General features: G+C 58.8%; 13 protein-coding genes. 4 read left to right on the top strand and 9 right to left on the bottom strand.

Annotated elements, in window-relative coordinates; genetic code table 11:
• Positions 1-608 precede the first annotated feature (608 nt).
• Together T3A99_RS01585 and T3A99_RS01580 are read right to left on the bottom strand one after the other, a co-directional pair.
• The gene (locus T3A99_RS01585; protein WP_274089918.1) at positions 609-923 is read right to left on the bottom strand and encodes an antibiotic biosynthesis monooxygenase family protein; all 315 of its coding nucleotides are present in this window, start codon (positions 921-923) and stop codon (positions 609-611) included.
• Complete coding sequence (locus T3A99_RS01580) at positions 920-1,630, bottom strand: CTP synthase (RefSeq protein WP_274089917.1); 711 nt, start codon at positions 1,628-1,630, stop codon at positions 920-922. The genes T3A99_RS01585 and T3A99_RS01580 overlap by 4 nt, the downstream gene beginning before the upstream one ends.
• Positions 1,631-1,644: 14 nt before the next feature.
• On the opposite strand from T3A99_RS01580, the gene T3A99_RS01575 reads away from it, so the two are divergent.
• Both T3A99_RS01575 and T3A99_RS01570 read left to right on the top strand, forming a co-directional pair.
• Positions 1,645-2,592, top strand: a complete 948-nt coding sequence (locus T3A99_RS01575; RefSeq protein WP_274089916.1) for a LysR family transcriptional regulator — start codon at positions 1,645-1,647, stop codon at positions 2,590-2,592.
• A 92-nt stretch (positions 2,593-2,684) separates the two neighbouring features.
• Positions 2,685-3,218, top strand: a complete 534-nt coding sequence (locus T3A99_RS01570) for a DUF1003 domain-containing protein (protein ID WP_047228806.1) — start codon at positions 2,685-2,687, stop codon at positions 3,216-3,218.
• Between the two features lie 25 nt (positions 3,219-3,243).
• Here the strand turns inward: T3A99_RS01570 and T3A99_RS01565 are convergent, their stop codons facing one another.
• The gene (locus tag T3A99_RS01565; RefSeq protein ID WP_047228799.1) at positions 3,244-3,855 is read right to left on the bottom strand and encodes a TetR/AcrR family transcriptional regulator; all 612 of its coding nucleotides are present in this window, start codon (positions 3,853-3,855) and stop codon (positions 3,244-3,246) included.
• Between the two features lie 186 nt (positions 3,856-4,041).
• Between T3A99_RS01565 and T3A99_RS01560 the strand changes: the two genes are divergently transcribed.
• Positions 4,042-5,097 carry an MBL fold metallo-hydrolase gene (locus tag T3A99_RS01560; protein WP_047228798.1) on the top strand — a complete coding sequence of 352 codons (1,056 nt, stop codon included), beginning with the start codon at positions 4,042-4,044 and terminating at the stop codon, positions 5,095-5,097.
• A gap of 15 nt (positions 5,098-5,112) precedes the next feature.
• Here T3A99_RS01560 and T3A99_RS01555 read toward each other — a convergent pair whose 3' ends face one another.
• On the bottom strand, positions 5,113-5,430 hold the full coding sequence (locus T3A99_RS01555; RefSeq protein ID WP_047228797.1) for a helix-turn-helix domain-containing protein: 318 nt from the start codon (positions 5,428-5,430) through the stop codon (positions 5,113-5,115).
• A gap of 83 nt (positions 5,431-5,513) precedes the next feature.
• Positions 5,514-6,290, bottom strand: coding sequence for an AraC family transcriptional regulator (locus T3A99_RS01550; protein ID WP_274089915.1), 777 nt, complete (start codon positions 6,288-6,290; stop codon positions 5,514-5,516).
• Positions 6,291-6,403: 113 nt separating this feature from the next.
• Between T3A99_RS01550 and T3A99_RS01545 the strand changes: the two genes are divergently transcribed.
• Positions 6,404-7,216, top strand: coding sequence for a sulfite exporter TauE/SafE family protein (locus tag T3A99_RS01545; RefSeq protein ID WP_274089914.1), 813 nt, complete (start codon positions 6,404-6,406; stop codon positions 7,214-7,216).
• 5 nt (positions 7,217-7,221) lie between these two features.
• Here the strand turns inward: T3A99_RS01545 and T3A99_RS01540 are convergent, their stop codons facing one another.
• From T3A99_RS01540 to T3A99_RS01525, 4 genes are all read right to left on the bottom strand, one after another.
• Positions 7,222-8,208 (bottom strand): hypothetical protein, encoded by a 987-nt coding sequence (locus tag T3A99_RS01540; protein WP_274089913.1) that lies wholly within the window; start codon positions 8,206-8,208, stop codon positions 7,222-7,224.
• Between the two features lie 454 nt (positions 8,209-8,662).
• Positions 8,663-9,910 (bottom strand): ribonucleotide-diphosphate reductase subunit beta, encoded by a 1,248-nt coding sequence (locus tag T3A99_RS01535; RefSeq protein ID WP_025215114.1) that lies wholly within the window; start codon positions 9,908-9,910, stop codon positions 8,663-8,665.
• A 489-nt stretch (positions 9,911-10,399) separates the two neighbouring features.
• Complete coding sequence (locus T3A99_RS01530) at positions 10,400-10,615, bottom strand: hypothetical protein (protein ID WP_047228793.1); 216 nt, start codon at positions 10,613-10,615, stop codon at positions 10,400-10,402.
• A 29-nt stretch (positions 10,616-10,644) separates the two neighbouring features.
• On the bottom strand, positions 10,645-10,908 hold the full coding sequence (locus T3A99_RS01525) for a DUF2790 domain-containing protein (RefSeq protein WP_274089912.1): 264 nt from the start codon (positions 10,906-10,908) through the stop codon (positions 10,645-10,647).
• Between the last annotated feature and the right edge of the window lie 378 nt (positions 10,909-11,286).

The following is an 11,286-nucleotide window of genomic DNA, read 5'->3' as shown; positions in this document are numbered from 1 at the left end:
GCGGCACATTCAACACTGATGCAAGCTGATCTGCCGCAATCGCGAGCAGGCTCGCTCCCACAAGGGATTTGCGGTGAACACCGAATCGGTTAGCCCTGAAAAACCACTGTGGGAGCAAGGCTTGCCCGCGATGGCGGCGGCACATTCAGCATGGATGCAAGCTGACCCAGCGCTTTCGCGAGCAAGCCCGCTTCCACGAGGGATTTGAAGTGAACACCGAATCGGTTAGCCCTGAAAAACCACTGTGGGAGCAAGGCTTGCCCGCGATGGCGGCAGCACATTCAACACTGATGCAAGCTGATCTGCCGCAATCGCGAGCAGGCTCGCTCCCACAAGGGATTTGCGGTGAACACCGAATTGGGTAGCCCTGAAAAACCACTGTGGGAGCAAGGCTTGCCCGCGATGGCGGCGGCACATTCAGCATGGATGCAAGCTGACCCAGCGCTTTCGCGAGCAAGCCCGCTTCCACAAGGGATTTGAGGTGGACACCGAATCGGGTAGCCCTGAAAAACTAATGTGGGAGCGAGCCTGCTCGCGATGACGGCGGCACATTCAGCATGGATGCAAGCTGGCCCAGCGCTTTCGCGAGCAGGTTTTGTAGGCTGGCATCAGGTTTGGCGCTGGAAGGCATAGTCCCGTTCGACCTTGCACACCCGCGTGTAGCAATGGGCGTACCAGGTCGAGCGACCGCGTTCGCGGATTGCGCGGTGTTCGGGGTGCTGTTTCCAGGCCAGGATCGCCGCTTCGCTGCTCCAGTAGGACACGGTGATGCCCAAGCCGTCTTCGCCACGGGCCGACTCGACGCCGAGGAAGCCCGGCTGCTCTTGAACCAGAGTCAGCATGCGCTCAGCGGCTTGGGCGTAACCCTGGTCCCCCTCAGTGCGCAGGGAGGTGAAAATCACCGCGTAATACGGGGCGCTCATGATGCTGTCCTCCGGCAAGCTTCGATAAACGCACTGACCAGCGACGGCACACGTCCTTCCAACGCTGCGCGCTCAGGCTGGAACAGGGTCGCGACAAAAAAAGGATGATCAGCCAGCTCCACGGCCCGTAAATTGCCAGCCGAATCCCGGGCCACGGCGTGCAAGCGGTCACTCAGCAAGTCCCGCTCAAACTGTGGATTGACCCCAAAGCTGCACCGATATCCTTCGAAAACCTTAAGGCGACCATAGGCCTTGGCAATCAACGAATCGGCGTCAAGCTCAAGACAGTCGATGGTTTCGATCAGCGCACAGCTTAACGGCGTCAGCAGTGCCCGTTCAGCCTCGGGAGCTGTTTCGCCATGAGCTGCGTCGGCCCAGCCCATCACATTGCGCGCGTATTCCAGCACGGCATGCTGAAAACCGCCGCAGGTGCCGAGGAAAGGGCGACGCTGTTCGCGGGCAAAACGAATGGCTTGCAGCGCGCCATTTTCGTTTCGGTAAGGGCTGCCGGGCACGCACCAGACCCCGTCGAAACCATTCAGGACGGCGCTGTCGGTGATGAGGTCGGTGCCCAGCCATTGAAATCCAATGTGATGACCGGTTTGCTTGCTGGCCAGTTCGAGTGCGATGGGGATGGCCCGATGGGCCGTTATTTGAGGGTCATAGTCGCCGACCAGGGCGATGTGCAAAGAACGCTGGTTTTCCATGAGAGGCTCGCCGCTTGTTGATTCCTGGTCGCCACTATAGATTGGCGTTCACGCAATCAATATTGGCGTTTACCCAAGTGATCAATGCACCGACGCACTATCGTCTGGACTATCCCGATCTGTCCCTGATCTTGGCGCTGGTCCGTGGCGGTTCGCTGGCCCGAGCCGCGCGCTTGCTGCACGTGGATGTGTCCACGGTCTTCCGCTCGGTACGGCGGCTGGAGGCCGCCCTGGGCCAACCCTTGTTCGAAAAAAGCCGTGCAGGGTATTTGCCCACGAGCCTGGCCCAGGCGCTGGCTGAGCAGGCCGAGCGCGCCGAACAGGCGTTGGAGGCGGCGCGTATCGGGGTGGAGCAGGGCGGTGAGGTCGTCAGCGGCACGGTGCGCCTGACCTGCACTGACTCGGTCCTGCAAGCATTGTTGCTGCCGGCCCTGGCGCGGTTCATGCCTGCTTACCCGGCGCTGTCCCTTGAGCTGAGCACCTCGAACGACTTTGCCAACCTGAGCCGCCGCGACGCCGACATCGCCTTGCGACTGACCCGTACGCCGCCGGAACATCTGGTCGGGCGGCATCTGGGTAATGTGGTTTATCGGGTATGTGCCGACACCCGCTATCTGCGTTCGGTAAATACGGATGATCTGGCCGACATGACCTGGATCGCGCCGGATGACTTTCTCCCCGATCACCCCACTGTGGCTTGGCGCCGTCAGCATCTTCCTGGCGTGGTGCCGGCCTATCGCTGCAACAGCATGCTTTCGGTCACCGAGTTGGTTCGAGCCGGGCTGGGCGTGGCGGCGTTGCCGGACTTTCTAATCGGCGAAAACAAGGGCCTTACGCCCATTGGCGAACCGCTGGCGGGGTATGACACGGCCCTTTGGCTGCTGACCCGGCCCGACTGTCGCGCCTTGCGCTCAGTGGTGACATTGTTCGATGAACTCAGGTGCAATCTGCGCTTGCACTGACTTTTGTCCAACAGGGCGTTGATGGCTCAATCGAGGATGATCTCCCGGCGGTATAGTGACTTGAGCCCCAGCCTCAGGCAGAGAACATCATGATGACAGAATCGTCGCAGCCCACTTCCACAGCACCTGTTGATCACTTGCGTTTTCATCGTCCCCACGCGCATTTGGGGCCGACCTTTGGTAATGACCGCTTTGCGCTACGCGCGGAGGCATTCGCGCGTTTTTTCGGGACACCCATGTTCCTGGGGGCGCAGACCTTGATCGTGTTGATCTGGATAAGCCTGAACATGTTGGGTGTGGTTCATTTCGATGCTTACCCGTTCATCTTGCTGAATCTGGCGTTCAGCCTACAGTCGGCCTACGCCGCCCCGCTGATCCTGCTGGCGCAGACACGCCAGGCCGCGCGGGACAAGGCCCAAGCCGAAGCGGATGCTCAACATCGCGAAGCACTGGCCATTGCCAACAGTGAGCGCCAGGCCCAGGCAGCACAGAACACGGCGCAATTGCTCGAGTTGTTGGAGCAGAACACCCGCCTGACGGAAATGACCAAGGCATTGACCGAGCGCATCGACTGCCTGACTACCGAGATGCACGAGAAATTCGTGAGCAAGCCATCGATGCCGTAATCCGTTTCTGCGGTGGTAGCGACACTCAGACCTGATAGCGGGCCAGGAACATGTCGAGGGCCGATTCAACCACCTGAGTCTGTTCATCCTGGGTCAGGCACGGCTGGCCCATGGAAATTTGAGGCCAGAAGGCGAACGTCTTGATCAGCCCGTGCATCTGTTGCGCCGCAAACGCCGGCTCCACGGCTTTCAACCGACCGTCGGCTTGGGCCTGGCGAATCCACACGGTCAAACCTTCTTCGCGCTGACCCATGCGCGCAACCATATCCTGGGCTCGCTCGGGCGAATGAATCGTCGCGGCAATGGCGATGCGCGCCAGATCGAGAAAATTATCGTCTGCCAGCATGTGCAATTTGGCTTGCAGCAGCTTTCGAAGCTGCTCACGCAGGGGCTGCTCCGGGCTGTAGGCCATGTCCTGTTCGGCGGTAATGCTGTTCCACAATCGATTCAGAATTTCCGCAAACAACTCCTCTTTGCTGGGGAAGTGGTTATACACCGTGCGCTTTGACACACCCGCCGTCGCCGCGATCTTGTCCATGCTGGTGATCTCGAAACCGCTGCTACGGAATTCGGCAATCGCGGCCTGGAGGATGGATTCGCGTTTTCGCTCGGTGAGGCGCTGCGGCGGTACGGTCATGGTTAATCATCATCTGGAGAAGGGAAGTTACACTTGGCAGTTTACTTGCTCTCGGGATTGCTGCAATCTACAAACTACACCGAGTAGTGTAGTTTTCAATCAGGCGGCTGAGCGTGCATGCAACGGCCATTAGCGTCCCACAACGGCGAAGCGCAATTGCGACGACGTCCTTGGAGTTTTCGCATCATGACCATTTTTTCTTCGACTGACAGCCCTGCGGTGCTTCCTTCATCCCAGCAGGAGCAAGGAAAGTACCGTAACCACGCCCCTACACCGCGCCAAGGGCTCGGCCAGATGCTACGCATCATGTGGAACATGATCTTCCACAAACCGCGCAACACCCGTCCTGCGGGCACCATCGAGGTACAACCGCTGACGCGCGCCGACCTGCTGGCCGCGCCGAACAACAGCGTCTTCCGCCTCGGGCATTCCACGGTGCTGCTCAAGCTGCGAGACAAGTTCTGGCTGACCGACCCGGTTTTTTCCGAGCGCGCTTCCCCCCTGCAATGGGCTGGCCCCAAGCGCTTCCATCAGCCGCCCATCAGCCTGGAACAGCTGCCGCCAATTGAAGCGGTGATTCTTTCCCATGATCACTACGACCATCTCGATCATCAGGCCATCCTCCAACTTGCCGCCAAGACACGGCATTTCCTGGCCCCTCTCGGGGTAGGCGACACCCTGATCAAATGGGGCATCGACGCCAGCAAGGTGCGTCAGCTGGACTGGTGGCAGAGCACCGAAGTGGACGGCATTGAATTCATCGCCACACCCTCCCAGCACTTTTCCGGTCGCGGGCTGTTCGACGGCAACAGTACGTTATGGGCCTCGTGGGTGATGATCGATGGCGCCACCCGAATATTCTTCAGCGGCGACACGGGCTATTTCGACGGGTTCAAACGCATCGGCCAGCAATACGGCCCATTCGACCTGACGCTGATGGAAACCGGCGCCTACAACGTCGAATGGCCGCACATCCACATGCAGCCGGAGCAAACCCTGCAGGCGCATATCGACCTCAAGGGCCGCTGGTTGCTGCCGATCCACAACGGCACGTTCGATTTGTCGATGCATGCCTGGTACGAACCCTTCGATCGCATCCTGGCCCTGGCCTGGGAGCGCAACGTCTGCATTGCCACCCCGCAAATGGGTGAAGCCTTCAGCCTCGCGCAACCGCAACGTGGCCGCGCCTGGTGGCTGGACGTGGAACCCTCGGCTTATCAAGACCAGCCCGATATGGCCTGACCCTCGACGCATCGATCATTCGATCATTGCGTAGTCTGGCCGCCCCATCGGATCCGGCGTGGCGCCTTTGATATTCATGCCGCGCCCAGGCGCAAAGCCCGGGAAGAACACCAGGCCTTCGGCTTCCAGCCGAAAGGCCAGGGCCAGGCGGGTGACATCAAGTAGCTCGCCCCCCGCTTCGAAGCGCCGGATGGCCTGGGTCGAGACTCCAGACTGCCGTGACAATTCCTCGACACTCCAGCCCAGCATGGCTCGAGCCTGCGCGCTGTGAGCAGGGGTGAATTGATAGACAGCGATGCGTTCCAGGGTGGTTTTGATTGCGAGCGAGGCCATGGGAGTTCTCCAAAGCTGTGGATTCAAAAAATACTGTGTTTTTGTACAGTTGTTTTGAATCCTGATCAATCTCATTTTTTTGATCAATGACCGGTGGTCTTTTCCAGCCAGGCACTCGGTGCGTGACCCAGCACCCGGCGGAACATGGTGGAGAACGCCGCAGGGCTGTCGTAGCCCAGATCCAGGGCAATACGGGTTACCGAATCGCCTACGACCAATCGAGACAGCGCCGACATCACACAGGCTTGTTGTCGCCATTGGCTGAAACTCAACCCGGTTTCCCGGCTGAACAGCCGATTGAACGAGCGCAAGCTCACAGGCAACTGCGCCGCCCATTGCACGGGTGAGACGTGGGCGTTGGGGTGTTTCAGAAACCCCTGGCACAGGCCGAGCAGGCGTGGGTCCTTGGGCAGTGGCAGGTGCAACGGCAAATGAGTGCTGCGCAACAGTTCGTGCAGCAACAGATTGATCAGCGCGCCGTCGCGTCCGGCCTCGTCGTATTCCGGCGCAAGCTCCACGGCTTCCAGCAGCAACTGGCGCATCAGGGGCGACACGCTGATAACTTGGCAACGGGCGTCCATGGCCGTCACCGCGGCCGGTTCGATGTACACGCTGCGCGTGCTGACCCCCAGCATCAGCACCTCATGGGCAACCCCGGGCGGGATCCATACCGCCCGTTGCGGCGGCACCACCCAATTACCGTCTTCGGTGCGGACCTGCATCACACCAGTGGCGCCATACAGCAACTGCGCCCGGCGATGATGGTGCGAGGGCAGTAAATGTCCGTGGGGGTAGTCGGTGCCAATGGCGACGACAGCCCTAGGGATCGCATCCAATAAATCGATCGAAGTGTTGCGCATCGAGGGGCTACTCATCATTGGCGTAAACGCAAACATTATTGGCCTGTTTGCTAGAGCGGGCCAAGCTTCGCTTATCTAACGTGGGGCGCCTCCCATTTCACGGATTCGCCTCGATGTTCTATGTATTGCTTGCGTGCTTCGGCTGCCTGAGTGGCGTAACGGCGGTGTTGTTCGGCTTTGGCGGCGGTTTCGTCGTGGTGCCTTTGATGTATCGCATGCTGATGGCCCATCACTCGGGTGACGCCATCGGTGAATCGGCCATGCACATTGCCGTCGCCACCTCGACCTGCGTCATGATCGTCAACGCCCTGGTCGCCACCGGAAAACACCAGCGTGCCGGTCAACTGATTCGTCATTACCTGTGGCCGTTCGGCGGTTTCATTGCGCTGGGGGCGGTCTTCGGCGCAGCGGCCGCCACTTGGCTCAATGGCGAGATTATCCGCTACGCCTTCATGGCTTACCTGGGCCTGACCATCCTGGACTGCCTGCTGCGGCGAGGTTTTCTGACACGCGCCAGCGATGCCGTCCTACGCCCTTTGGCGCCAATGGAGACCGCATTGGGCGGTACAACCATCGGAATCATCGCCACAATGCTGGGCGTCGGCGGCAGCGTCATGACCGTACCACTGCTGCGCCGTTGTGGCCTGAGCATGTCCCAGGCCACGTCGATGGCCAATCCACTGAGCGTGCCCGTCGCGTTGGCCGGCACCATCACCTACATGGCCTTGGCCAGCTTCACCGGGACAGACTTCGGCCCGTGGTTTGTCGGTTTCGTAGACTTGCTGGCCTTTGTTGTGCTCACACTCGGCGCGCTACTGGGCATCCGTCTGGCAACACCATGGATCGGGCGGATACCGGATCGGCTGCATGCGTGGGTGTATGTAGGGTGGTTGATGTTTGTGATGGTTGGGATGTGGCTGGGGTAGGGTAGCTATTGGCCAGCCAACCCCTGCGCTTCCCGAATGATGAAGTGATCCAGGTTCTCGATATTGGCGCTGAACACCCCGAACGTCTGCTCGGGGTTTTTCTTGCTCGGCACCTGTTTCAGCTCCGGCGTCACGCCATAAAAGAAGCAATACAATGGCGCGTCACTCTCGATGGCGTGCTTGATCTCTTCCAGAAACGCTTTGCGTTTGCGGTAGTTGTCGATCAGCTTCTTGCTCAGGTAAACGTTCACCGAGTAAGGCTTCTTCTTCGCCTCGTCCGGTTGCTTGAACCAGACCTTTGCTTCGAAGTCGATGCGAAAGCTCTGGGTGTAATCCTTGATCTCCTTGATCTTGCCCCAGTAAATCAGCCCCTTGTTGTCCAGCAGGTACTCGATCTTCTTGAAGAACGATCCATAGGGCGCCGTGTGCTCGCCAATCTTCAGCGGCATGCGCTTGAGCAGTTCCCTGTCCGCAAAGTTCGACACAAAACACTCCACCGGATGGGCGAAGACGCTGGTCTTGTCCGGCGCTGAATCCCGGCTCGGGTGCTCGACATGACTGGCGGCTGAAGGCTCTCGCTCATCGCGCAGAACGTCCGCCGCCACCGTCGGGCCGGATGGCTTGCGCACATACTCACGCCGAGTCAGCAATAATTCCGACGGAAAATGCTCCTCCGGACCGTCATCCGTTTCCCCGCCCTCCGTCTCCAGGCCTGACGCCGGAGTCTTCAGGCTGACATAAGGACAACCCTCGATATGCCGCGTGCTGGGGATGTTCTTGAAGTGCGGCGTGCGCACGTAATTCACGTTCTTGGCGTTGAACGTCCCCAACACATTCGCCGCATCAAACGCCGCCCGACAGGCATCGTTGGGGCATTGAAACTGTTCCTTCGCGGAATCGAACGCCACTGTCTCGTCGAAATTCAAATCGCGCACGTCATAGATCGACAGCTTGTCGTCGAGGCTGAGGCAGTAGGCGAGGTCGAATTTCATCGGGGCTCGGGTCCAGGAGGGGGAAATGTATTAATAGCGAAGGGCAGGGCCGGTTGCACTCAAAGTTTCAGCACACCACCAAAAACTGTGGGAGCGAGCCTGCTCGCGATGCCCAAAATCCCCCGGCCATCAAGCCTGCCGATAACCTGTGACCTGACACCAACCCGTGGCGAGGGAGCTTGCTCCCGCTGGCTGCGTAGCAGCCCCAATTCCATATCACCAACAAAAAACCGCCGCCTGAACAACGGACGACGGCTTCTGATGGAATCTCAAAACCCTCGCAAAATCCGAGAAGCTTTCCGCCACCAATGCGCAACGATTCTGAGTTTTTCGTAGAGCAAAGGTTGCTTGGCTGCCCTGAAGTTAAACGCGATATCGGCTCTTATAGAAAACAAAAAACCCCGTTTTCACGGGGTTTTTATTTAAGCGTGCAGCCTAAGATTTTTCTTTCGAATCAATCCCAGCTAAGCGCCCCACCCGTTTGATACTCAATCACCCGAGTCTCAAAGAAGTTCTTCTCTTTCTTCAAGTCCATGATCTCGCTCATCCAAGGGAACGGGTTCGTCGTCCCTGGATACTCTTCCTTCAGACCAATCTGCGACAGGCGACGGTTAGCGATGAACTTGAGGTAGTCCTCCATCATCGCCGCGTTCATGCCCAGCACGCCGCGAGGCATGGTGTCGCGCGCGTATTCGATCTCCAACTGAGTCCCTTGCAGGATCATCTGGGTCGCTTCTTCCTTCATCTCGGCATCCCACAAGTGCGGGTTTTCGATTTTGATCTGGTTGATCACGTCGATGCCGAAGTTCAGGTGCATGGATTCGTCGCGCAGGATGTATTGGAACTGCTCGGCGACGCCGGTCATTTTGTTGCGGCGGCCCATGGAGAGGATCTGGGTGAAGCCGCAGTAGAAGAAGATGCCTTCCAGAACGCAGTAGTAGGCGATCAGGTTGCGCAGCAATTCCTTGTCGGTGTCCGGGGTGCCGGTTTCGAACTTCGGATCGGAGATCGAACGGGTGTATTTCAGGCCCCAGGCGGCTTTTTTCGCGACCGATGGGATCTCGTGGTACATGTTGAAGATTTCGCCTTCATCCATGGCCAGCGATTCGATGCAGTACTGGTAGGCGTGGGTGTGGATCGCCTCTTCGAACGCCTGGCGCAGGATGTACTGGCGGCATTCGGGGTTGGTGATCAGGCGGTACACGGCCAAGACCAGGTTGTTGGCAACCAGGGAGTCGGCGGTGGAGAAGAAGCCCAGGTTGCGCATCACGATGCGGCGCTCGTCGTCGGTCAGGCCTTCCGGGGTTTTCCAGAGGGCGATGTCGGCGGTCATGTTGACTTCTTGCGGCATCCAGTGGTTTGCGCAGCCGTCCAGGTACTTCTGCCAGGCCCAGTCGTATTTGAATGGCACGAGCTGGTTGAGGTCGGCGCGGCAGTTGATCATGCGCTTTTCATCGACGGCGACACGGGCGGAGGCGCCTTCGAGTTCGGCGAGGCCTTCGGCGACGTCGAGTTTGTCGAGGGCGGCCTTGGCGCGAATGATCGCGGCCGAGTCGCTGGCCGTCACGGCCCGGGCTTCGAGGGCGGCGGCACCGCCGGCGCTGTCGAGGCGGTCCATGTTGGCTTCAGAAGCGTGGCCGGCGTTGGCGCCTTTTACAGCGACTTCGCCGTCTTCTTTGTCGAATTCGTCCCAGCTCAGCATGACGTGTTGTCTCCTGCGTGAGGGCCAGATGCCCGTTGAAGGCCTACTGGCCGCGGTGGATCTTGGAAAATCGTTTGTTGCAGCAGCTGACGCAGGCAATAAACAGAAAAATGTACGGGTCGTTCTGAAGCGGCTGTGAGCGCGAGGAGGCAATGGGCCTCTGCGTGGGCTTCAGGCTGGTTTGACTCCCTGTAAGGGAATATTGCAGGCCCGTTTAAGGCGGCATTATAAGGACTTTTTTGCCTACGTGCTGCGGCGAAATAGCCCACGGAGGAGGTCGCGGGCGGTATATCCGCGTGGGAGCAAGGGTTTACAAGGCTTTGGCCGCTGAAGATTTTTTTTGCATGGGTCGGGTGACGGTATTTTTTGATCAAAAAACGAGCGTTTTTTGAGGTTTTGCACTACATGTTGTGTTTGCAAGGGCTTTTTGATGGTTACAGACACAACCAAGCCCGATCAAAATCGGGCTATGGAAAATGCCATTTATGATCAACCGATATGTGCCGAACCGGTGTGGTCATAGCCATCTTCAGCGACAGTAGCGGAGCCGGTGCGGTCGTAGCCATCCTCGGCAACGGTGGCCGAACCGGTTCGGTCGTAACCGTCTTCAGCGACAGCGGAGCCGGTGCGGTCATAACCGTCGGCGGCAAAGGTCTGGGCGGCCAGGACGGACAGGGTCAAGGCAAGGATCAGTTTGGTTTTCATGGAGGTTGCTCCTGGTTCGTTTAAGTTGATCAGCCGTTGGAGCAGCCGGTGCCCATGACGCTGTAGCGCAGGATGTGGCGCTGGCCTTTGGAGTCGTCGTATTCCATCTTGGCCGGGACCACTTCGCAGACGTTCGGGATGTCGCTCATGGAGATGACTTTGGCGATGTCCAGGTGGGTGGAGTAGGTGTACTCCTCAATGGCTGGTTTTTGCTGTGCAACGTCGGTCGGGACCTCATCTGCCATCGCGGTGACGCTAAGGCCAGCGAGGACCAGAACCCATAAAGCTTTCATCTGTTTCACCTTTTTTGAGGTCGAGTGGGGTCACGCAACCTTTTTGGGGCTGCGTGTGGAACAGGTTTTGGGAGTTGGATTAACGGCCTTCGTGGGGGCTGTGTTGCGTTAATCGTGTTTGCCGGTTGGCGAGGTGGATTTTAGGGGGTGGGGGTAATCGCAAAAAGACCGGGTTTTGATAAACACTGTTGGTTGATCTGGTAATAATCGTTGCAGAGTCCGGTGGCTGTCTGTGCCATCGATGTTGGATGTGCCGCCGCTATCGCGAGCAGGCTCGCTCCCACAGGGGAGCGGCGTTGGACACAAAGCAAGCGTTCAGTGGAGATCAATTGTGGGAGCGAGCCTGCTCGCGATGGCGGTGTGTCAGTCAATATCAAT

This window comes from Pseudomonas sp. N-137, assembly GCF_034555295.1.
Lineage (GTDB): Bacteria > Pseudomonadota > Gammaproteobacteria > Pseudomonadales > Pseudomonadaceae > Aquipseudomonas > Aquipseudomonas rhizophila.
The sequence above is the reverse complement of the archived record's forward strand: the minus strand, read 5'-3'. Positions and strand labels throughout refer to the sequence as shown.

Excerpts from the sequence above, each read along its gene's own strand:
- T3A99_RS01585 (WP_274089918.1), bottom strand. The coding sequence starts at position 923 with ATGAGCGCCCCGTATTACGCGGTGATTTTCACCTCCCTGCGCACTGAG.
- T3A99_RS01580 (WP_274089917.1), bottom strand. The coding sequence starts at position 1,630 with ATGGAAAACCAGCGTTCTTTGCACATCGCCCTGGTCGGCGACTATGAC.
- T3A99_RS01570 (WP_047228806.1), top strand. The coding sequence starts at position 2,685 with ATGACAGAATCGTCGCAGCCCACTTCCACAGCACCTGTTGATCACTTG.
- T3A99_RS01565 (WP_047228799.1), bottom strand. The coding sequence starts at position 3,855 with ATGACCGTACCGCCGCAGCGCCTCACCGAGCGAAAACGCGAATCCATC.
- T3A99_RS01560 (WP_047228798.1), top strand. The coding sequence starts at position 4,042 with ATGACCATTTTTTCTTCGACTGACAGCCCTGCGGTGCTTCCTTCATCC.
- T3A99_RS01555 (WP_047228797.1), bottom strand. The coding sequence starts at position 5,430 with ATGGCCTCGCTCGCAATCAAAACCACCCTGGAACGCATCGCTGTCTAT.
- T3A99_RS01550 (WP_274089915.1), bottom strand. The coding sequence starts at position 6,290 with ATGCGCAACACTTCGATCGATTTATTGGATGCGATCCCTAGGGCTGTC.
- T3A99_RS01545 (WP_274089914.1), top strand. The coding sequence starts at position 6,404 with ATGTTCTATGTATTGCTTGCGTGCTTCGGCTGCCTGAGTGGCGTAACG.
- T3A99_RS01540 (WP_274089913.1), bottom strand. The coding sequence starts at position 8,208 with ATGAAATTCGACCTCGCCTACTGCCTCAGCCTCGACGACAAGCTGTCG.
- T3A99_RS01535 (WP_025215114.1), bottom strand. The coding sequence starts at position 9,910 with ATGCTGAGCTGGGACGAATTCGACAAAGAAGACGGCGAAGTCGCTGTA.
- T3A99_RS01530 (WP_047228793.1), bottom strand. The coding sequence starts at position 10,615 with ATGAAAACCAAACTGATCCTTGCCTTGACCCTGTCCGTCCTGGCCGCC.
- T3A99_RS01525 (WP_274089912.1), bottom strand. The coding sequence starts at position 10,908 with ATGAAAGCTTTATGGGTTCTGGTCCTCGCTGGCCTTAGCGTCACCGCG.